The organism is Mariniflexile sp. (assembly GCF_041583155.1).
GTDB lineage: Bacteria > Bacteroidota > Bacteroidia > Flavobacteriales > Flavobacteriaceae > Mariniflexile.
In genome coordinates this window covers 1-23,973 of sequence record NZ_JBFHGK010000043.1, presented here as the reverse complement: position 1 = coordinate 23,973, position 23,973 = coordinate 1, and the positions used below count along the sequence as shown (strand labels likewise).

17 protein-coding genes are annotated in these 23,973 nt (G+C 31.9%); all 17 read left to right on the top strand.

The genetic code is table 11. The features are described 5' to 3' along the window. The first annotated feature begins 7 nt into the window (after window positions 1-7). Window positions 8-892 carry a hypothetical protein gene (locus ABYI63_RS14010; protein WP_372757130.1) on the top strand — a complete coding sequence of 295 codons (885 nt, stop codon included), beginning with the start codon at window positions 8-10 and terminating at the stop codon, window positions 890-892. Window positions 893-1,109: 217 nt separating this feature from the next. Continuing rightward, window positions 1,110-2,540 carry a glycoside hydrolase family 30 beta sandwich domain-containing protein gene (locus tag ABYI63_RS14005; protein WP_372757129.1) on the top strand — a complete coding sequence of 477 codons (1,431 nt, stop codon included), beginning with the start codon at window positions 1,110-1,112 and terminating at the stop codon, window positions 2,538-2,540. A 24-nt stretch (window positions 2,541-2,564) separates the two neighbouring features. Further along, window positions 2,565-4,049 (top strand): glycoside hydrolase family 30 beta sandwich domain-containing protein, encoded by a 1,485-nt coding sequence (locus ABYI63_RS14000; protein WP_372757128.1) that lies wholly within the window; start codon window positions 2,565-2,567, stop codon window positions 4,047-4,049. Between the two features lie 3 nt (window positions 4,050-4,052). Further along, the gene (gene bglX, locus ABYI63_RS13995) at window positions 4,053-6,353 is read left to right on the top strand and encodes a beta-glucosidase BglX (protein ID WP_372757127.1); all 2,301 of its coding nucleotides are present in this window, start codon (window positions 4,053-4,055) and stop codon (window positions 6,351-6,353) included. A gap of 41 nt (window positions 6,354-6,394) precedes the next feature. Beyond that, entirely contained in the window at window positions 6,395-7,465 is a 1,071-nt protein-coding gene (locus tag ABYI63_RS13990) for a glycoside hydrolase family 16 protein (protein WP_372757125.1), read from the top strand. A 109-nt stretch (window positions 7,466-7,574) separates the two neighbouring features. Next, window positions 7,575-9,194, top strand: coding sequence for a sodium/sugar symporter (locus ABYI63_RS13985; protein ID WP_372757123.1), 1,620 nt, complete (start codon window positions 7,575-7,577; stop codon window positions 9,192-9,194). A gap of 439 nt (window positions 9,195-9,633) precedes the next feature. Beyond that, complete coding sequence (locus ABYI63_RS13980; protein WP_372757122.1) at window positions 9,634-10,824, top strand: T9SS type A sorting domain-containing protein; 1,191 nt, start codon at window positions 9,634-9,636, stop codon at window positions 10,822-10,824. A gap of 327 nt (window positions 10,825-11,151) precedes the next feature. After that, the gene (locus ABYI63_RS13975) at window positions 11,152-11,400 is read left to right on the top strand and encodes a hypothetical protein (RefSeq protein ID WP_372757121.1); all 249 of its coding nucleotides are present in this window, start codon (window positions 11,152-11,154) and stop codon (window positions 11,398-11,400) included. Between the two features lie 123 nt (window positions 11,401-11,523). Beyond that, on the top strand, window positions 11,524-12,366 hold the full coding sequence (locus ABYI63_RS13970) for a GNAT family N-acetyltransferase (RefSeq protein ID WP_372757120.1): 843 nt from the start codon (window positions 11,524-11,526) through the stop codon (window positions 12,364-12,366). A 300-nt stretch (window positions 12,367-12,666) separates the two neighbouring features. Beyond that, on the top strand, window positions 12,667-14,355 hold the full coding sequence (locus tag ABYI63_RS13965) for a T9SS type A sorting domain-containing protein (protein ID WP_372757118.1): 1,689 nt from the start codon (window positions 12,667-12,669) through the stop codon (window positions 14,353-14,355). A gap of 428 nt (window positions 14,356-14,783) precedes the next feature. Further along, on the top strand, window positions 14,784-16,190 hold the full coding sequence (locus tag ABYI63_RS13960) for a DUF5689 domain-containing protein (RefSeq protein ID WP_372757117.1): 1,407 nt from the start codon (window positions 14,784-14,786) through the stop codon (window positions 16,188-16,190). Window positions 16,191-16,426: 236 nt separating this feature from the next. Further along, window positions 16,427-17,818 carry a S41 family peptidase gene (locus ABYI63_RS13955; protein ID WP_372757115.1) on the top strand — a complete coding sequence of 464 codons (1,392 nt, stop codon included), beginning with the start codon at window positions 16,427-16,429 and terminating at the stop codon, window positions 17,816-17,818. Window positions 17,819-18,057: 239 nt separating this feature from the next. Beyond that, entirely contained in the window at window positions 18,058-19,827 is a 1,770-nt protein-coding gene (locus ABYI63_RS13950; protein ID WP_372757113.1) for a histidine kinase, read from the top strand. Beyond that, window positions 19,824-20,573 carry a LytR/AlgR family response regulator transcription factor gene (locus ABYI63_RS13945; RefSeq protein ID WP_372757112.1) on the top strand — a complete coding sequence of 250 codons (750 nt, stop codon included), beginning with the start codon at window positions 19,824-19,826 and terminating at the stop codon, window positions 20,571-20,573. The genes ABYI63_RS13950 and ABYI63_RS13945 overlap by 4 nt, the downstream gene beginning before the upstream one ends. A gap of 188 nt (window positions 20,574-20,761) precedes the next feature. Continuing rightward, a complete protein-coding gene (locus tag ABYI63_RS13940; protein WP_372757110.1) occupies window positions 20,762-21,430 on the top strand; it encodes a porin family protein in 669 nt (222 codons plus the stop codon). A gap of 356 nt (window positions 21,431-21,786) precedes the next feature. Beyond that, window positions 21,787-22,887 (top strand): glycosyltransferase family 4 protein, encoded by a 1,101-nt coding sequence (locus ABYI63_RS13935; protein WP_372757108.1) that lies wholly within the window; start codon window positions 21,787-21,789, stop codon window positions 22,885-22,887. Between the two features lie 32 nt (window positions 22,888-22,919). Beyond that, window positions 22,920-23,973 (top strand): ABC transporter transmembrane domain-containing protein (locus ABYI63_RS13930; RefSeq protein WP_372757106.1); only part of this gene is annotated, 1,054 nt, incomplete at its 3' end.

Genomic DNA, 23,973 nt, shown 5'->3' with positions numbered 1-23,973 from the left:
TAAAGTTATGATGACATTAAATATGAAATTAAATACGGGTTTTAAGTATATGGTTATGGCTTTAACCGCTCTTATAGTAGCCTGTCAACCCGATGAACAAGGAATTGGTAATGGACTTACAGCAACTGATTTAGATGCCGGATTTACAATAACTGAAGTTGCAGGAGCCAATAACACCTATTTATTAAAGGCAAATAAAGGTTATATTTCTTCTAATTGGGATTTAGGACTAACCAATGAACTGAATTTTTATGCCGGAAGTAATAACGAAGAAGTATTTTTTCCTGATGCAGGAACGTACACAATTACACATAAAGTAATTGGAATAGGAGGAGCTTCAGAAACTGTTTCTCAACAATTGGAAGTGGAAACCTCAGACCCTGTGGCAGGAAACTTAGTTAGAGGTGGGAAATTTGCAGATGCAAGTGATCATGCAGAATGGACGATTTTGAACATAAGTTCTGGTGGAGCAAATTGGACTTTCAATACAGGTAGCGCAACTATTGTAGCTGGTGGATGGAATCAACAAGCTGTTTATCAGGCTATTGAAGTAGTTGCAGGAAGAGAATATAAAATTGATATGTTTGTTTCAGGAAATGGAAATACTGATACTTGGTTCGAAGTAATGGCTAGTACTGTTGTACCAGTTCAAGGAAGCGATTATGCGAATAACGTAGTTATGGGGCTTAGTACATGGGGAGAAGGTTGTGCTTTAGGCTCATTCAATGGTTGGCTTTCTTCAGTAGGATGTGTTGATAATTCGTACTCAAGTTCAAGAAGCAATACCGTAACATTTGATACGTCAGGTACTATATACTTGGTAATTAAATGTGGAGGTAATGGAACTTCTGGCATTACCATTAAAAATGTAGAAATGAGAGGTACTAATTAGACTAAGCATAGTTTAGATTATGGTTTGTATTGATTTAGTTTAGTTTAATAGCCCATATTCATTTTTGTATGGAAGGATATGGGCTTAAACTATGAAGTAAGAGTTTGTATAAAAGTGCATCATACTTTATTCATTATGTTTAATGTTGTACTTTAAAATTGGAGTGAATCCAAAAATGAGAAATTCTAAGTTAAAAATAATATTTAAATAAAAATTAATGAATCAGGCTGTTACACTTTTAATTTTAAGTTTTTTTTTAGTAAAATGCTCATCATCTGATTCAGGTTCTAATGGGCAAGAAGGAACAACTCCTCATCAAAATATCACTTACAGCAATGTGGATTTATATGTTACAAAACCTGATAAATCGGACTTATTTAAACTACAATCTACAAAAGTGCCACTATTTAAAGAGAATATTAATTTCTCAATTACAGTAAATCCAGAAGTAACCTATCAAGTTATGGATGGTTTTGGGTTTTCTTTAACTGGAGGAAGTGCCTTGCATCTCAATAATATGTCTGCTTCAGCTCGTGCAAATATTTTAAAAGAACTTTTTAGTGTAGAGAATGTAGGTGTTAGTTATTTAAGAATTAGTATTGGTGCCTCCGATTTAGATGCAGAAGTATTTTCATATAACGATTTGCCTAATGGAGAAACCGATGAAAGCTTAACAAAATTTTCAATTGAAAAAGACAAGCAAAACCTTATTCCAGTTTTAAAGGAAATTTTAGCTATTAACCCCAATATTAAAATTATGGGATCCCCATGGTCTGCACCAACATGGATGAAAACCAATAAAAACTCCATAGGAGGAAGCCTAAAGCCAGAATATTTTGCAACGTATGCCAATTATTTTGTAAAGTATATTCAAGCTTACAAGGCAGAAGGGATTACTATAGATGCTATTACTATACAAAATGAGCCATATCACGATGGGAACAACCCTAGTATGTACATGGAACCAACCGATCAGGCTTTGTTTATTAAAGCGCATTTAGGACCTGCATTTCAGGCGGCAAATATCAATACAAAAATTGTAATATGGGACCACAATGCGGATAATACTTGGTACGCAACCAGTATTTTAGATGATGCTGAAGCCAATAAATATATAGATGGTTCTGCCTTTCATTTATATAATGGCTCAATAAACAATTTAAGTACGGTGCATAATAAATATCCAAATAAAAATTTGTATTTCACAGAACAATGGGTGGGAGTTAATAGTGAATTTGGAAGTAATTTATTGTGGCATACTAGAGAATTAATAGTAGGAGCAACCCGAAATTGGTGTAAAACCGTTTTAGAGTGGAATTTAGTTTCAAACTCCAAATTAGAGCCACATACACCTGGTGGTTGTACAGAATGTTTAGGAGCTTTAACAATCGATAACGACTTAGTAAAAAGAAATGTGGCTTACTACATTATTGCACACGCTTCAAAATTTGTAAGGCCTGGTTCGGTAAGAATTGAATCAAATTACACGTCAGACTTTCCAAATGTAGCATTTAAAACCCCAAATGGAGATTTCGTAGTAATTGTGGTAAACAACACAACAACAAATAAAGTTTTTAATATAAAAACCCCAAATGAATCTGTTACAACATCTTTAAATGCAGGTGCTGTTGGAACCTATGTTTGGTAAGTTTTTTTTGAAATGAAAATAATTATGAAAAGTAAATATTTAAATGTAATAGCAGCTTTAATGCTAATAGTCTCATGTACTAATTCTAAAAAAGAAGAATTAAAAATAGCGGAGGCTAAATCGAACGAGGATATCGTTAAATCATATATTAACCAAAAGGTTAAAGTTTTTACAACTGCAAAAGATACAGATTTAAAGTTAACAAAAACCAACGAAGGCACATTTGCTGCTGCAAACCAACCAACAGAGGCCGAAATTTCGGTTTTTGTAAACCCAAACAAGACTTTTCAGGAATTTTTAGGTATTGGAGGAGCCATTACAGATGCATCTGCTGAAGTGTTTGCAAAATTGAGTGAAGCAAAGCAAGAGGAGTTTTTGCAATCTTACTTCGGGGAAGAAGGAATTGGTTACAACGTAATTAGAACAAGTATCCATAGCTGCGATTTTAGTTCTGAAAGTCACACCTATATCGAAGAAGGTGATAAGGAATTAAAAACGTTTTCTATCGAACATGATAAAGAATTTCGAATTCCTATGATTAAAAAAGCAGCAGCATTAATTAAAGACGATATGGTTTTTTATGCAAGCCCATGGAGCCCTCCTGCTTTTATGAAAACAAATAATAATATGTTGCATGGGGGTAAATTATTGCCAGAATACAACCAAGCTTGGGCAAACTATTATGTTAAATTTATTGAAGCTTATGAAGCTGAAGGCATACCAGTTTGGGGAGTAACCATACAAAACGAACCTATGGCTGTACAAATTTGGGAATCTTGTATCTATACAGCAGAAGAAGAACGCGATTTTTTAAAAAATTATTTAGGACCAACATTTGAAAAAGCTGGAATGGGTGATAAAAACATCGTAGTTTGGGATCATAACCGTGATTTACTTTCGCATAGAGCCAATACCATTTTTGAAGATCCTGAAGCAGCAAAATATGCTTGGGGACTTGGGTTTCACTGGTACGAAACCTGGGCAGGGGGAGAGCCTATGTATGATAATTTAAAAAATGTTAAGGAATCATTTCCTACCAAAAATTTATTATTTACAGAAGGTTGTCAAGAAAAATTCGACCCAACGCAATACCAAAGATGGTCCAATGCAGAACGTTATGGTAACTCCATGATTAACGATTTTAATAGTGGTGTTGTTGGCTGGACCGATTGGAATATTTTGTTAGATGAAACTGGGGGGCCAAATCATGTGGGTAATTTATGCTTTGCTCCAATTCATGCTGATACAAAAACTGGCGAATTAATTTATACGCCATCTTATTACTATATTGGGCATTTTTCGAAATTTATAAATCCAAAAGCGGTTAGAGTAAGTACAACAACAAGCAGAAGCACACTAGAAAGCACATCCTTTAAAAATACGGATGGTACTACAGTAACGGTGGTTATGAACAAAACGGATAGTAAAATTGTTTATAATTTGATAGTAGGCGATAGTAAAATTTTATTGGAAATTGAACCCCACGCTATGCAATCGATAATATACTAAAACATGAGAAAAGCAATATTAATTTGTTTGATACTCGGTATATCATGCAAAGAATCAAAAAACTATTTAAACACCTCTCAAAAGAACACGAACGTAAGTGTTGCTTCTTTGAATATCGAACGTCGTGTTGATAGTTTATTGAAACTAATGACCTTGGAAGAGAAAATAGGTCAAATGAACCAATACAACGGGTTTTGGGATGCCACAGGACCTATACCAAAGTCTGATAATCAAGCCGCATTAAAGTACGAGCATTTAAAAAATGGTTTAGTTGGTTCTATGCTAAATGTAAAAGGAGTTAAACAAGTTAAAGCGCTTCAAAAAATAGCTGTAGAAGAAACCAGATTAGGTATTCCATTAATTTTTGGTTTTGATGTCATTCATGGCTATAAAACTATTGGTCCCATTCCATTGGCAGAGGCCGCAAGTTGGGATTTAGAAGCCATAAAAAAGGCGGCTCAAAATGCAGCCGAAGAAACTGCGGCTTCTGGAATCAACTGGACGTTTGCACCCATGGTTGATATTTCTCGAGACGCCCGTTGGGGACGTGTCATGGAAGGTGCTGGAGAAGACCCGTATTTGGGTTCTAAAATTGGTGTTGCTAGGGTAAATGGGTTTCAAGGGGACGATTTAGCATCTCCCAAAACCATAGCTGCTTGTGCAAAACATTTTGCAGCTTATGGGTATGCAGAGGCTGGTCGCGATTATAATACCGCAGATATAGGCACTTCAACACTTTACAACGTTGTATTCCCACCTTTTAAAGCCGTTACCGAAGCTGGTGTAAGAACCTTTATGAATGCTTTCAATTTACTAAATGATGTTCCCGCTACAGGCAATGAATTTTTGCAACGTGACGTTTTGAAAAATGAGTGGAATTTTAATGGTTTTGTAGTTTCAGATTGGGGTTCTATTGCAGAAATGATTCCACATGGGTATGCGAAAGATATTAAGCATGCTGCGGAGTTAGCTGCCAATGCGGGTTCTGATATGGATATGGAATCCAGTGCTTATGTAATGGAATTGGCAAATCTAGTTAAGGAAGGTAAAGTTGAAGAGAAACTTATTGATGATGCAGTAAAAAGAATTTTAAGAGTGAAATTTGAGTTAGGTCTGTTTGATGACCCTTATAGATACTGTAACGAAGAAAACGAAAAAGTTGTTATAGGAAAAAATGAATTTCATGAGGATGCGTTAGATATGGCTAAAAAATCAATCGTTCTTCTTAAAAATGAAAATAACCTATTGCCTTTAAAAAAGGAACATCAGAAAATAGCAGTGATTGGCGCGTTGGCAAATGACAAAACTAGTCCACTTGGTAGTTGGAGATTGGCAGGTGATGATGGCACTGCCGTTTCTGTTGTAGAAGGATTACAACAGTATAAAGGAAATATCTTAACATACGCAAAAGGTGCGGATGTGGTTTCTCCAGATTCTAAGGTAACTTTTGTAAACGAACTTAAAATAAATGAAACGGATACTTCAGGGTTTCCAGAAGCTATAAAGGTTGCAAAAGCTTCCGATGTTGTAGTTATGGTGTTGGGTGAACATGGCTACCAAAGTGGTGAAGCAAGAAGTAGAGCTAATATTGATCTTCCAGGAGTACAACAAGAACTTTTGGAAGCCATTTATAAAGTAAATAAAAACATTGTATTGGTATTAACCAATGGAAGACCATTAGCAATTACCTGGGCAGATAAACATATTCCTGCCATAGTAGAGGCGTGGCAATTAGGTGTGCAAAGTGGAAACGCTATTGCTCAAGTTTTGTATGGCGATTATAACCCCAGTGGCAAACTTCCAATGACATTTCCTAGAAGTGTGGGGCAAATTCCAATTTACTACAATTATAAAAATACGGGACGACCATATGGAGAAAATAGTGATGTTGTATTTTGGTCGCATTATAGTGATGAAAGTAACCAGCCATTATATCCATTTGGGTATGGTTTAAGTTATACTACTTTTTCCTATAAAAATTTAGAAATAAAAACTTTGGCAGGAAGAGAAGTTAAAGTTTCAGTTGATGTTACTAACACTGGAACGATAAAAGGCAAGGAAGTTTCACAACTTTATATTCAAGATAAGTTTGCTTCGATAGCCAGACCAGTAAAAGAATTAAAAGGATTTGAAATGGTCGTGCTAGAGCCCAATGAGACTAAAACAATTGAGTTCATACTTACAGAAAAAGAACTAGGATTCTATACAAATAAAGGGGCGTTTGTTGTGGAGTCAGGTGTATTTAATGTGTTTGTTGGAGGCAGTTCCAATACAACACTATCAAGTGAATTCACCTTAGAGTAATTTCCTAAAAAAAATAAGTTAAAAAATAAATATAAAAAACAATGAAAAATAGAATCTTTTTTGTGGTGATCCTTATGCTACTATCATTCATATCTTGTAGTAGTGATAATAAAGTTGATGAGCCTAGTATTCCTACAGATTTAACAATATCTGCTGTTAAATTTGGTGCAGATGGAAATAATCCTAATGGAGATGGTAGTGGTGTTGTTAACTTTACAATTACAGCTACAGATGCAACTTCTTACAAAGTTTTAATTAATAACGAAACTTTAGAACTTAAAGAAAATACATTTAGTTACACATTTTCAAAACCAGGTACCAATGACTATAAAATTATAGCAGCAGCTTACAATTCTTCAGGAAATACAAGTATTACGTATTCAATAACAGTTTATGTAGAAACAGAACTCAATTTAATTTGGCAAGATGAGTTTAATCAAGATGGAGCACCTGATGCTTCTAAATGGGGTTACAATACAGGAACTGGCGATAATGGTTGGGGAAACAATGAAGCTCAATATTATACAAATAGGTTAGATAATGCAAAAGTAGAAGGCGGTCTTTTAAAAATTACTGCAAAAAAAGAAGATTTTCAGGGATCAGCATATACTTCAGCCAGACTTCTTACGGCGGGTAAATTTGAGTTCACCTATGGAAGAGTTGATGTTCGAGCTAAATTGCCAGCAGGTGGTGGTGTATGGCCTGCTATTTGGATGCTTGGAGCTAATTTTGGCACTGTAGGTTGGCCAGCGTGTGGTGAAATTGATATTATGGAATATGTTGGGAATAATCCTGGACATATATCAAGTGCTTTACATACAACATCAAGTTCTGGTGCAACCGTTAATTACAAAGCAACTTCAATTACAAATGAAACTACAGAGTTTCATTTGTACTCGGTTATTTGGACGGAAGATAGTATTACCTTTTTGTTAGATGATGTTGCATATTATACCTACAATCCATCAATTAAAAATGATAGTACATGGCCATTTTATAATAATCAATTTCTAATTCTAAATATTGCTATGGGTGGTAATTTAGGAGGAACTATCGATACTAATTTTAATTCATCGACTATGGAGATAGATTATGTTAGGGTATATCAATAAAAACATAAAAATATAGGTGATGACGCAGAAAAATTTGATGAAATAGCCATCGGATTATTCGAGAATAAATCACTTTAAATCATTTCTAAGTTAATTAACTAAAAAAATAATGACATCAAATTTCCAATTACTGGACTACATCATATTTATATCTTACGCCATATTAATTTTAGGTGTGGGCCTTTGGGTTTCCCGAGATAAAAAAGGACACGAAAAAAACGCTGAAGATTATTTTTTGGCAAGTAAAAGTTTACCCTGGTGGGCTATTGGCGCTTCATTAATAGCAGCAAATATTTCGGCAGAACAATTTATAGGAATGTCTGGTTCTGGTTTTGCTTTAGGGCTGGCAATTGCATCTTACGAATGGATGGCGGCTATAACGTTAATTATTGTGGGCAAGTACTTTTTACCCATATTTATTGAAAAAGGATTATACACCATACCTGAGTTTGTAGAAAAACGTTTTTCTACAAATTTGAAAACCATTTTAGCTGTATTTTGGATTGCACTATACGTTTTTGTTAACCTTGCCTCTGTATTATATTTGGGGTCGTTAGCATTGGAAACCATTATGGGAATTCCCATGATGTATGGTGTAGTAGGTTTGGCTTTGTTTGCGGCGGCTTATTCATTATACGGCGGTCTTTCGGCGGTAGCTTGGACGGATGTTATTCAAGTGATATTTTTAGTACTTGGTGGATTAGTTACAACTTATTTAGCATTAAATACCGTGTCTGGCGGTGAGGGTGTTTTGGCTGGTTTGAGAACGGTTTATGATGCAGCTCCTGATAGATTTGCCATGATATTAGACGAGTCTAACCCAGAATTTAAAAACTTACCAGGTATAGGCGTTTTAGTTGGAGGCTTATGGGTTGCAAACTTATATTATTGGGGTTTCAATCAGTATATTATTCAAAGAACTTTGGCAGCCAAATCATTAAAAGAATCTCAAAAAGGGATTTTGCTAGCCGCATTTTTAAAATTAGTAATTCCAGTAATAGTCGTGGTACCGGGAATTGCAGCTTATGTTATGGTAAATGACCCAGAAATAATGCTAAGATTAGGAGAAGCAGGTCAATTAAACTTGCCTACTGCAGAACAGGCAGATAAAGCCTATCCTTGGTTGTTGCAATTTTTGCCAACAGGAATGAAAGGCATTGCATTTGCAGCATTGGCTGCAGCCATAGTATCTTCATTAGCTTCTATGTTGAATTCAACTTCAACCATATTTACAATGGATATATATAAGCAATATATTAATAAAAATGCGAGTGATAAAGCCACTGTAAATACAGGTAGAATTTCAGCTTTTGTTGCTTTAGTTGTTGCTTGTATTATGGCCCCACTTTTAGGAGGTATAGACCAAGCTTTTCAATTTATTCAAGAGTATACAGGTATTGTGTCTCCGGGTATTTTAGCTGTATTTATGTTAGGTTTATTTTGGAAGAAAACAACAAATAAAGCTGCAATTGTTGGTGCTTTAACTTCAATTCCTATCGCCGTAGTGTTTAAAACCACCACCATGCCTTGGATGGACCAAATGGGCTTAACAGCTGTTTTAACTATGGTGGTTATTGCCGTTGTTAGTTTGGTTCAACTAAAAGGAAAAGATGATGAAAAGGGGATTGAAATCACCAAAGACTTATTTAAAACGAGTCCTTTATTTAATATAGGTGCATTTGCAATCATGCTCATTTTAGTTGTTTTGTATGCATTATTTTGGAATTAAAAATTTAAATTTCACGAAAGAAATCTGGATTTAAGAAAAATTGTACATTAGTATAAGTTTGTTATAATAAGTCATTATAATTTTTTATGATTTTAAAGTTGAATGAATTTTACTCATAAATAATTCAATTTAAATTTAGTTTGCAATTCGGTGAAATGTACTGAATTTAAAGTATTTCAATTAATGATAATAAATATGTTATGGTTTTAGGAATGTCCTCTCACTTTAACAAATAAAATCTATAAAAAGCCTGTTAATTAATTAGCAGGCTTTTTGTTTTAAGGACTAACAGTGAAACTTAAATTATTCCGATAGAAAACAACAAATTTCACTAAAACCATCAATGTACTCATTCAATACAAAAATATCTACCTTCATTACAATTCCCTATTTATTTGATAAAAAGTGCCGCAATTTTGTATTAATAAATGAATCTGTTATGAACGTGTTAATCAAATTAGTATCTGTACTTATTTTATTTTTTTATTCAAATAGCAATGCGCAAGAATGGAAATTAGTTGAAGGACTTCCAGAGATTGAATTTTCATCTATCATAAGTTTTGGAGGTAAAATATATGCAGCAAGCGCGAATAATTTATACGTCAGTAGTGACGAAGTAAATTGGCAAGTACAACAAATTCATCCTATTTCTATTTTACCCACATGTATGACTATAGTCGATAATGTGCTGTATATAGGGACTATGGAAAATGGGGTTTACTACAAAACACTGGCAACCGGTTCTTCTTGGAATCATGCTTTGTTAGGACTTCACATAAGTTCATTTGAAATGCATGATGGATTTCTTTATATTTCAAGTTTGGGCTCAGGAGTTTGGAAAAATGTATTAGGTACTTGGAACAATGTAACCTTTAACTTAGCTACGTATTCTTATAATGTGAGTAAAATAAAATCTATAGATGGAATTCTTTTTGCTTTTGCTGGTTCAAATGGAACATTTTATAAATTGAATCCTAATGCAAATAAGTGGGATGAGTATTTATATGGCTCAACTTACGCTCCTGGATTAACTATAAATGATGCCATAATGTCCAACAATACAATACTTTTATCAAACGGCAATCGTTTACTACGAACTGATGATGGCGGCGCAAGTTGGATTAATGATAATAGCCAACTTACAAATGGTGCTTATCGCTTCTTGTTTAAAGGAGATTCTTTTAACTACACTGCAACGATACCAAGTGATTATAATTCAACCATACTTCATAGAAGAAGCAACAATGCCAAACCTCAAACTGCTTGGGATTATGCCGGAACTTTACCTTTTCTTTTTTATGAGATGATAGCGTTTAATCAAAAGTTATATGTTGCTTCTAATCTTGGGTTATACGTTAAATTGAATAATGTACTTGGTACGGACGATTCAAACAAAATTCCTTTTAAAACCAATTTATTTCCTTCTCCTTCTACAAACGGATCATTCACTGTTTTATGTGAAGACATAATTGATAAAGTTGAGATAATTGACTTTAATGGAAGAACAATTGCTTCAATAAAAGAATGTAAAACCAAACAAGAAGATATAATGATTCCAACCAAAGGAGTCTATTTGGTGAAAATAAAAAGTCAAGATAAATCAGTAGTTAAGAAAGTAATAGTGCAATAAATTATTTTTGATCGCTCAAATAGAACTATCAAAAGTAAATGCGTTTCCTCCATCCATAGCTTTTCTATTTCAGGAATGCTTGAACACGTTTAGTAAACCGTGCATTCAAGTTTCATAAAATAAAATTTAAAAGAATTTATGAAAATCATAAAAAAATGTGATTTGAGTAAAATTAGCTTTTTCTTCTGCTTAATTGGTACAATGCTTTTGTCAAGTTGTGAAGCAAAAACAAGTTATTATTATGAAAAGAGTCAATCAAAAGTCATCGATTCTTTAAAGAATCTAGGGTACTATGAATATAACTCGAGACTAAATGATTCTTTAATTATGGTACTGAGTAGTAGGAAAAATAATCTGGTTACACCAACAACGATCAAAACAATTACTTCAATTACCAACAAATTATCTGAGACAAAAAGTAGTGGGTGCTATGTTATGGATTGGAAAACTGCAGAAACAAAGTCCGAATATAACAATGTAATTTTATTAGAATGGAATGAAAATGCAGGTATAATTATAAGAATGTTTACTCGTAATAAGTACCTGAAAGAAAAGTTTCCAAGACAATCGTATTAATTTTTGTTTTCTGAACTTCATTTTTTTTTTTTTGACTTTTTCTATCCAGTAAGCTTTTCTCAATTCATGTTCAACACTAGTTACTCGTGATATTAAAAAAAACCAGTCTAAAAAAGTAAAGTTATGATAACATTTAAAACTCTTGAAAAAACAGATTTAAATATTATTCTAGAGGCTCTTAATACCGCCTTTTCAGATTATATCATTCCGTTAGAATTTACAAGTGAAACTTTTAAATATAAATTAACCAATGATAGAATTAACCTCAACTATTCAGTTGGCGCATTTGAAAATGGAAAATTAATTGCTTTCATTCTCCATGGTTTAGAAATTTGTCATCATAAAAAAATATTATACAATGCAGGAACCGGGGTTATCCCAAACAAAAGAGGCCAGCGATTAACCACCCAATTATACAATTTTATGTTTCCTAAATTTGAAGAAGCAAACATGTCTCGTATAATTCTGGAAGTTATTACAGCCAATAAAAGTGCATTAAAAGTATATGAAATTATAGGTTTTAAAACTCAGAGAAAATTTTATTCTTATAAAGGAATTATAACCAATCAACCACGAGAATCAAAATATATTATAAAGCAATTTGAAATTACTGATTGGAAGGAGATAAAATCCTTTTGGGATTTTGAACCCTCGTGGCAAAACAACATTCAAGCCATTGAAAAAGGCAAAAACACTAACATATCACTAGGTGTTTTTGAAAAAGACACACTTTTAGGCTATGTATGTTTTAATCCAAAAAACAATATAATTAAACAATTTGCTGTAAAAAACACAAAGCGCCGTAATGGAATTGCCTCACTCTTATTTGATTACCTAAGCTATAATTACAGTTCCAACTTTTATATAGTTAATATTGAAAGCACCAGTTCGTCAACCATAAAGTTTCTTGAAAATTATGGACTTAATAAGGTGTTTTCTCATTATGAAATGGTTTTAGATCTATAAGAACTTGTTTAATTAAATTTCATGTTCAAAACATTAAATCCAACTTTTTACTTCTTCCATTTATTTATTGAATATATATTTTTTGTAAAACATTTATCTAAAAAATAATCGGGTTCAATACCGTTTTCTGCGCTTTCATTCATTTCAATTCTTAATAGAATAAATCCTCGATTACTTTTGAATTGTTAGATTTTGGCCGAAAACTAATTCAAAAAAAAAATAATTGCTAATAATTCAATGCTAAGATAACAGCTTTTAACAGAAGCCATATCTCCGCATTGTATTAAAAACGAACTAGAAATGAGAATAATTACAAACACACTTAACTGTTTTACTTTGCTTTTTTTGTACACAAATGCCAATGCTCAAACTTTTAATTGGGCTGGAACTTACGGTGGACAAGCCAATGACGTTGTGTCCAAAATTCATATTGATAATGAAGGAAACATCTATTCTACAGGTTTTTACGAGAAGGATTGTGACTTTGACCCTACTGAAGGCTCCTACATTCTTCAACATGATTCTGATACTGACATTTTTGTTTCCAAAATAAACAAGAATGGGGAACTAGTATGGGCAAAAAGCATTGGTGGTATTGCCAATGACGAGGGAAAGGATATTACTTTGGATACAGAAGGAAACGTTTATATTACAGGAACATTTGAAGAAATGGTAGATTTTGATCCCGGAGCCGGTACATTGATACTTACTTCTTTTAATGAAGCCGATGTGTTTGTTTTAAAACTTGACAAAGATGGTAACTTTATATGGGCTAAAAGTTTTGAAGGAGATGCTAATGAACAAACGGCAGGCATTGGATTAGATTTTGCTGGAAACATCTATATCGCTGGATTTTTCTATAACACTGTAGATTTTGATCCTAGTGCGTCTATATTTTCAATAACTCCTAAAAATAACGTCGCTGGCTTTTTAGTTAAGTTAAGTACAAATGGCGATTTTACTTGGGCTAAACAATATGGTAGCCCTGGAATTGTAACTGCCATGAAAGTGCTAAGCAATGGGAACATCTATATTTCAGGATTGTTTGACGAAAATGCCGATTTTAATCCTGATGAAAACGAAGATTTCTTATTAACTGTTCCCAAAAATCACTATGGCATGTATCTATTGCAGTTAGATAACAATGGTAACTTTATAAAAGCGAACACGATTGCTACAACCGATTTTCAATGTTTTACAATGGGGTTAGATTTTGATAGTCAAGGAGCGGTAATCATGACTGGATATTTTAGTGGACAAATTCAGTTTGAAGTTCCAAACAACACTGTAACTTCAAGCATATTAAAAATGTATTATAATTCATTTGTGGTAAAAGTTAATTCGAATGGACAAAATGAATGGGCTAAAATATTAAGTAGTAGTTTGGGGTACAACACTGCAATGGCAGTTGGCATAAATGCTAAAGATGAGGCCTTAATTTATGGCTTTTACGCAGGGAATTTTACTAGCGATCAAGTAACACTTTCCGAAGCAGCTTTAAATAATAGTGCAGAGAATTATCTACTAAAAATTTCAAATGATGGAATTACAAAAACCGGATTGAAATTTGGAGGTACACAAATGGTTCATAGCTGCGCCATTAAAATTGATGAAAATGGGCACATCTATCTATCTTCTGGGTTTCAAAATACAATTGATGTAAATCCTTTACCAGAACAACATCTTCAGAAAACAGCAATCGACATGGTTGATAGTTATTTATTAAAATTAAATGATAATATATTATCGGTTCCAGATCTCTCAAAACGCAGCACATGGAGTTTCTATCCAAATCCAACCAATGATAAAATAATGATTGTAAGCAAGACATCTCTAAAAGAAAAAGAATATCATGTTTTTGACATATCTGGAAAATCCGTTATGTCAGGTGTGCTTGATACGTTGCAAAGTATAGATGTTTCACAACTTGCAGCAGGCATGTACCACATTAAAATTGAAAACACCATCTGTAAACTTTTAAAGAACTAAGTTGATATAAAGACTTAAGGAATATTTGAAGCTAAACTGCTTCCAATGTAACATTTGTAATGAACGAACTTAATCATTTAGCAAAATCATTAAGTTCGTTTCTCTTTGTAGTTTTTGGAGAATTTTGGAAAATGCAATGGATGGCAAACTCCATCCAACATGATGCCGAATTTATAATTAAGGAAAATTTTAAAAATTTGTTTTTCAGTTGTTTATGGTGTTTTTGGCAGAGAGACTACTTTCATTACAATTTTATTCCCTTTCATTACACTTAGTAAAGCTTAAACGAAAATGCCAATCTATTTTTGCTTTAGATATAGAACAAATAGAAGCTATAATATTATCAATCAAAAAACGAACAATCAAACAAGGGAGTATAAATTCAGATTAGAAAATACTCTTAAAAATCAACCTAAAAAATGAGAAAAATGCAAACTTTCAAATTTTCACGACTAATTTTATTCGTCATTTCAACACTTTTAATCATAAGTTGTAGTGAAGACGAAGTTAATTATCCAAACACTACTAACAAGGTGTCGTTTGTTAATCAATCACAAACAATTACCCAAGAGATGGAAGCTATTTCTATTCCTTTAAAACTTGAACTCAAAGCTGTTACTAATGGACAAATAACCATTGAGCTGGCAGGTAATGCTGTTTATGGAAATGATTTCACAACCATACCTGAAGCAGTTAACAATAAATTGGACTTTCAACTATTAAAAAATACGCAAGACACTAGTTTTGTAGTGCTGCGTAAAAATTCTTTATCAGCTGAAAAATTGATTACTTTAAAGTTAAGTAGTGCAACCGAAGGCTTTACATTAGGAACTAGAAATAATACTGAAGTAAAGCTAACTGCACAAACTACCGTAATTAATAAGTTGAATTTTAACAGCTCGATTGGTTCCGTTTCTGAAAGTAATTCAGAAGGAATTGAAATTGGATTAAATACTACTTCAATGGTATCGGATGGAAGTTTTGCCAGAGTAAAGCTAACATTACCAGAAGGGATTGTATATGGCACTCATTTTTACACGGTTCCTGCGGCAGTATTAAATGTAATACCTCTAGAATTTGAACAAAATTCTCAAAGTACAAGCATTAAACTTATACCAATAGATGATAACAAAGTTTTAGGTAACTATTTAATAGGTTTTGAGTTATTTGAAGCTGTTGGTGGAATTGAAATAGGAACAAATAATGCATTTACAGCAACTATTCTGGAGAATGATAATACAACATCAATTATAAATACCATAGCCCAGTTAAGATCTAAATTTAATGATAATCAAAATAATTGGTATTTGCCGGAAGATTATTTAATTGAAGGTGTTATAACATCGAATGGAAATACAGCTGATAATAAATCTGTATATATTCAAGATGAAACGGGAGGCATTTTAATTCGGTTTAGCACGCCAAACATATTCAATTTAGGAGATAGAGTAAGGCTTAATCTTCGAAGTGCAACAGGAACTTCCATTAACGGTCAAAAGGCTATAAATCAAGTAAATTTAAATGGTTTCGCTAAATATTCTGAAAACGTATTTGTAGAAGCTGAAACCATAACAATGGCTCAATTTCGCTCAGGAAATTATGAAGGAAAAAAAGTGAAAATTGAAAACGTTTATTTTATGAATGCTGATAACAAAGAAACCTTTTATGGAAGTAAAATTATACGGTTTGAGGCAGATATGGCTGCCGTATTAACGTATGCAACAGCCGATTTTAGTCACATAGTGCTACCTCAAGGAACATTATCTATTACAGGAATTGCTGGAGATTGGGGTACCCTTCTACCTCAGAAGTACAGCCATGATATTAGTTTTTAATAGCTAAAACAGCGAAGAAGTAAAAACTTCAACCTTATGTCTTTAATAAGCTAAGAAAAAGGTAGAAGTTTTTATTTTTTCATAATTATTTAATGGTTTTCACTTCAAACTAATAATATAAATTTTTTTTAAGTTGTTTATATTCAGTTGCTTTGGTGAGTATTGAAAGAAAATAATAGTTTAATGATATCTCACCAAGAAATGAGAAATTACATCCAACAAATTGACCTTATAAAATGAAATTATTTAACACCCTTTTGATGTGCTTCTTTGTTTTTAAATTATTTGGGCAAAGTTGTGACTGTGCATCTCAACTCGATTTCACAATTCAATTTTATGAAAAAAATAATCCTGCATTTCAAAAAATTAAATCAAATCCTAAATCCTATAGTAATTATAAAAAAGCTGTAAAAAAAATAAAAATAGCGGCCAATGCTCAAAATATAATCGATTATTGCATTATACAACTGGACGAGTATGTTGCTTTATTAAAAGACCATCATAGTGAGATTGGTTTTAATTTGGAAAGAATGGATTTAAGTACTCCCGAATTAATTGCAGATTTTAAGAACTCTGCGAACTTTAAGCAATTTGAAAAAGTTAAACTAGATAGCTTGAAGATTACATCCATGCTAAAAAATAAAGAAATTTCGGATATAGAGGGGATATATAGTAATGGATCTAGTATTGTTATAGGAATTGTAAAAAATGAAAATAAGACAGATAGTTTTAAGGGTATAGTGTTGAAAAACAATAAATTACTGGAGTTTGGGCATGTGCTTTTAGAACTTAATCGAAAACAAGGTAATACATTTGAAATTATCTATAATGTAGGATTAATGGGATTTAATTTTCAAAAATTAATAAAAATTCAAAAAATAGAAAATGGACTAATACCTAGTTTGGGTTTTTCAAAAACAAGTCCAATTTCAGAGGATAAAGAATATGAATTTAAAATATTAAACGATTCAACGAACTACGTGCGTATAAGTTCATTTGAAGGAACGTTAACCAATCAGCTAAATTCTTTTTATGATTCTATAAATTCTGAAATCTCAAGCAGGCCTTATTTAATTATTGATATTAGAAATAATGGAGGTGGTTCTGAAAGATCATATGTAAATCTGCTTAAATATGCTTATACAAACCCACTTAAAATAGATCCGGCGTTGGTTTGGGTTTCTCCGGAAAACATATTGCGCTACGAAGAGGCTTCAGTGGAAAAAGATAGTGAATTGATACTCCGGATGAAAGCAGCAAAACCATTTACATTTATACCTTATGCTTTAAACGCAGACAATACCTGGACGCTTGATAGTACATTACGACATCCTAGAAAAATTGCATTAATTTATAATCGCGGTACCGCAAGTGCAGCTGAAGGCATGATTACTTATTTTGTGCAAAGCGATAAGGTTATTACTATAGGAGAAAATTCTGGTGGGTATACTGGTTACGGCAATGTCATGCCACACCCAACACCATGTGGTAAATTTACACTTCTAAGTACTACAACAATGTACTTTGAAAAGTCCAAATTCGAATATATAGGAATTGAGCCAAAATATAAAGTACCAGAAAACCAAGATTGGGTTTCTTATGCTCAAAAAATAATTTACAATAATTAATTTAATAGGTGTTTTGTATTTAATTGATATTAAGGTGTTTGTAGGTGATTTTTATTTTATAATTTCGTAAGAAAAGTTTTTAAATAAAAATTTTATAAGATATTTGTCTATTACAAACCAAGTATTACTAATTAATTCACTTTCATTACCAAAACATATTTTTTATTTAAATTTTAAAATTAAATTTGATACAAAAGCTCAATCAATTATTGAAATGTTCCTTCATCAATGATTACAAAATGAAACGAAGACTCCTAAATTCACCTTTAAAAGGTTGTTTTATATTGGTTTTTTTGATGATAGCATCAAAACACATCTTTGCTCAGACTGCAAAAGAATCCGATTATCAGGAAAAATTAAGTTCGTTGATTAGAGAAACAACAAATAATCCAGAAAGGGGGTTAAAAATAGCTGATTCACTCATCACTATTTCAAAAAAAGCAAAGGATATAAATAATTATGCTATTAGCATGCTTGCAAAAGGAGCAGCGCTTTCTTTCATAGGAAATAATACAGAGGCTCTCGAAATAGAAATGAGAGCGTATGCTATTTTTGATTCTATAAATGACGTTACTGGAAAGGCTTTAAGTTTACTTAATATTTCTTATGTCCAGATGCATCTTAAAAAACCAGTTAAGGCACAAGATTATTTACTTCAAGCATTGGCAATTACGGATAAAGACAATAGCAGGCTATTAACAAACATTTATGCAAATTTAGCTGGTTCGGCAGTAGATTTAGAGCAATATACTGAAGGGATAAAGTATTATCAAATGGCATTAACTCATTTCAATAAAATTGAAAACTATTATGGCACATCTATCTCATACCATGGAATTTCTATAGCCTTTAGAAAACTTCAGGACAATATTCTTGCTGAAAAATATGGGCTACTTGCATTGGCTTATCAAAAGAAATCCAATTCCGATTACGCACTTTCAATGATTGCTTTAAATTTAAGTGATATATATCTTGAGCAAGGCAAATTGGATTCGGCAAAAAAATATTTAGATATTGGAGGCCAGGCTTCAAAAAAAATTAATTATCCATATCATAAAGAAAATTATTATGAAAATATGGCTAGGTGGTATCAACTTAAGAATGATTACAAAAACGCATTAGAATATTACAAAAAATACTCAATTATTAAGGATTCTATTTATTCTTTGGAAACCGAAAAGACTAATAGCGAAATTGAAGAAAAATTTCAAAATGAACTAAAAACTAATGAGATTAAATTATTAAAAACACAAAAAGAATTAGCTACAGCTCAAATAGAGAAAAACAGATTTTGGGCACTAATTTTAATCTTGGTAACCATTTTATGTATGGCTGCCATTGTTGTGTTATATCAAAATTACATAGGAAATAAAAAAACCAATGAATTATTAAGATTAGAAAAAGTACAGCTAGCCGAAAGGAATCAACTCCTGGAGACAGAAAACATTTTGGTGCAATTTGAAACTTTAAGGACCCAGGTTAGTCCTCATTTTTTATTTAATTCTTTAAACGCACTAACGTCATTAATAAAAACAGATAGAGATAAAGCATTGCGGTTTACCAAAGAATTTTCTAAAATTTTTAGAAACACTCTAGAATTGAAAAGGAAAAACCTCATTACTTTAAGAGAAGAACTGGAACATGTAAATTCTTATTTATACCTCCAAAAAATGAGATTTGACTCTAATTTAATCATAAGTATTAATATTGATTCTGTGTTTTTTAATGATTATTTACCTCCTTTTTCTTTACAAATGGTCATAGAAAATGCTATTAAACATAACATTATAACCATAGAATCTCCATTAAATATTAAGGTATTTACCCAAGACTCCTTTTTGGTTGTAACTAACAATCTTCAAACAAGACATGTTTCCGAAGATTCTACCAAAACAGGTGTAAAAAATATTATTTCACGTTACAAATACATTTCGGAGTTGGTACCAACATTCGAAATTAAAAACAATCTTTTCTATGTAAAACTTCCACTTATAAAAGAAGAATTATGAAAGCAGTAATCATTGAAGATGAAAAATTAGCATCAGATTATTTAGAAAACTTACTTCAAAAAGATGGTTTAAACATTGATGTTGTGAAAATCATTGATAATGTTAAAGATGCCATTCAATGGCTTTCACAAAACACCGTAGATATCATCTTCCTAGACATCCACTTAGGGGATGATACTAGTTTTTCAATTTTTGACAAATTACAGATTAATACGCCTATCATTTTTACCACAGCCTATAATGAATACGCGATAAAAGCATTTAAACTGAATAGTATTGATTATTTACTAAAACCAATTGATGAGGACGAATTGAGGGCTTCAATAGATAAATGGAAAGGAAGAATGTCTGATTCTAATGCATTTGATATTCAGAAACTTATGGCGATTATGCAGCATAAAGAAGATTATCAGGAACGATTTATGGTTGTTAGCGGATCTAAAATAAAAAGTATTCTTATTGATCAGGTAGCGTATTTTTTGTCTGAAGGACGTTATGTGAAATTAGTTACTAATAACAATGAAAAATATCTTTTAGACCAATCGTTGGAGAACCTCGAAAAAAAGTTGAACCCTCATTGTTTCTATCGTGTAAACAGGCAAGCTATAGTGAGTTTCAATAGCATTCAACAGATGGTAATTTGGTCCAAAAGTCGTGTGAAGTTAGAATTAAACCCTGTAACCGATTTTGATGTAATTGTAAGCATTGATAAATCTGGTGATTTCAAAAAATGGCTAAATAGATAAAATTTATCTTACTAGCATAGCAATTTCGTACTGTAAAATTGGTAAACTTCACATATTAGTCTTTCATAACAAGATTTCTTACTTTCATTACATTCTGAATTATTAAACAATCAATGTCAGCATATATTTGCTTCGTAATAGAAAGGTTTCTATTATAAAAAATCATCAATAATCAAAAAACAAACATTATGAAATTTAGAATTTATGTTATTACAGGCCTAACTTTATTAGCTTGTAAAATAGCAAGCGCTCAAGAAGTTAATTGGGGTGTAAAAGCAGGAGTGAACATGTCCACTTTAAAAACCGATTTAAACCAGGAAAAGTATTTACTTGGATACCACTTAGGAGGTCTGGCAGAAATCAAAATCAATGAAAAATTTTTATTGCAACCAGAATTACTTTACTCATTGCTAGGTGGGAAAATTGAAGATTCTTTTAGTTTTGACGATGAAGGCACAACCTTCAATACAAAATATAAAGAAGACGTTAAACTAGCTTATTTACAATTGCCAGTTATGGCTAAATATCAAATTGTAAATAAGTTGAATTTGGAAATTGGCCCACAAATTGGTTATTTATTAAGTGGAAAAAGTGATTACGACGTTACAATGAATTTTGACGGAGAAAGCATTACAGATTCAGGTTCTGAGGACATTAAAGATCAAGTAAAATCTTTGGATTTTGGTTTAAACTTTGGTTTGGGATATGAATTAAGTAACAAGATGATTATTCAAGGCAGGTACCATTTAGGCTTATCGAATATAAACGATACTGAAGCCAGTTTTGATGAAGACTCTGTAGACAGAGGAAGTGTTAAGAATAGTAGCTTTCAAGTATCTGTGTTGTTCAAATTGTAGAAGTTTAATTTTAGTTTTAGTTAGAAATGGGGTTTCATATTATGGAAACTCCATTTTTTTTAAAGCAATAATTCATTATGAAGATTTTGAATTATCAGCCATGAAATACATAATAGCTGTTTGTCGGTAATTCTTATCTCATCCAAGCTTTTTTTAAAAACATATTCAAAAAAACATAGACTTTTTACAAAACTAATATTAAAAAAAGTAAAATTTTTCGTTACACAAAAGCAACCTTTTCTTATTTACTACATCTATTCTTCATAACAATTATTCCTTTAATGGTTTAGTTGTAAGCTTAATGTCAAACAAAAAAAAACAGTAATAGTTCATTTAAAAGTCTACAAATCATATTTATGAAAAAAGCACATCCAAACAAACAAATTTTTCTAGAAACACATAACGTAAAAAACTTGCATAGTGGTTTTGGACAATTCAATTTTAATTTGGCTAGAGCCTTAAGTAAAGAAACCGAATTTCTAAATGAGCATGAAGTGATTCTTAATTGCAACAATAAAAGTGTAAAAGAAGAGTTGCAGAGTACTATTTCATTTAATAAATACAGGCCGATAACAAGATATCCACTTTTTAGGATGAGGAAAAAATTTAGTTTATGGCATTCTGTTAACCAAAATACCAAAATTGAACCAGCTTCAAAAAATGTTCCTTATTTGTTAACCATACATGATGTAAACTTTTTAGAAGAAGAGTCTGGAAAACAATTAGATTTCAGAATTAATCAATTAAAAAATAAGATTAATAGAAGTTCTGCGATTGTATATGTTTCTGAGTTTGCAAAACAAAATACGCATGCCAATTTTAACATTCCGGATATTCCAGAATATGTGATTTATAATGGGAATAATTTCAACGTTAATGCTTCCAATTACATGGAAAATTACCAGATTAAGTATGTTCCAAATAAACCTTACATTTTCTCGATTGGCCAGGTAGTGGAAAAAAAGAATTTCCATACGTTAATAGAAATGTTGAGACTTTTAGCTGATATTGTTTTGGTTATTGCAGGCGAATTAAAGACAGCTTATGCCGAACTGCTTAAGGAAAAAATACAACAATATAAGTTAGAGAATAGAGTTTTTTTATTAGGAAACATAACAGAGTCAGATAAAATTTTCTATTATAAAAATTGTCTTGCCTTCGCATTTCCTTCATTAAGAGAAGGTTTTGGACTTCCTGTTTTAGAGGCAATGACTTTTGGTAAACCCGTTTTCCTTTCTAACAAAACTTCGTTACCTGAAATTGGTGGAACTCATTCCTTTTATTGGGATAATTTTGATGCAAAAGACATGGCAACTGTTTTTGAAACAGGCATGAACACATTTCAAGGCAATAAAGCTATGTTTGAATCGGCTTACATTAATCGCTCCCAACAGTTTACCTGGGAAAAAGCAGCAAAAGACTATATAAATATTTATAAAAACATTTTAGAAAATTAACACCCTAATATTAATTACTACATACGCATTTAATGAAAAATTTTAAAAGATTTTTAAAATATCTTGTTCCTTATAGAAAATATCAAATACTAAGCATACTTTATAACGTGTTGTATGCCTTGTTCTCTTCAATATCCATGCTTTCTTTATTACCTATGATAAAAGTACTTTTTGATGAAGGTGAAAAGTTAAAGGAGAAACCGGTTTTTAATGGCATAAAGGATTTTGACCTTAATTACATTGAAGATTACTTGAATTATTTCATAACCCACATGAATGAAACCAAAGGACCTTTAACCACATTAATAAGCATCGTTGGGTTTGTAATAAGCACTTTCTTTTTGAAAAATTTGTTTAGTTACCTCTCCATTCTATACATGACCTATTTGAATAATGGTATTTTAAAAGACCTTAGGCAAGATGTTTATAATAAGGTTGTAAGTTTAAATGTGGGATTTTTTTCCAATGAAAGAAAAGGAGATCTTATTGCTAGAATGACCTCGGATATTAACACCATAAAAGTATCATTTATGAGCATTTTAATGATGATTCGGGAGCCTTTAACCATTCTTTTTACACTAGCTGCCATGATTGCAATCAGTTGGAAGTTAACAGCTTTTGTAATATTTTTTATTCCTATTTCCGGATTTTTAATTTCTAAACTAAGCAAAGGAATAAAAAGTCAATCTGGCGATATTTTTGCTTTAGAAGGTCATTTACTTTCAAACATCGAAGAAACCTTAGGAGGTATAAAAATTATTAAAAACTTTACCGCCGAAAGTTATTTTTCTAAAAAGTTTAACGACTCTACGAAGCAAATAAATGATCTTAATAATTCAATAAGTAAGGTTATGAGCCTATCTGCTCCAACAAGTGAGTTTTTAGGAATTTTTGTTATCTCCATTCTACTCATTTACGGAGGCTCTTTAGTATTAATAGATAAATCATTAAGTGGCGGGGCTTTTATGGCTTATATGGGCTTAGCGTACCAAATTTTAACTCCCGCAAAAGCTATTACCAGAGCACATCATGCCTTACAAGGTGGTAATGCAGCATATGAAAGAGTCGCTTTTATTTTGGATGCTG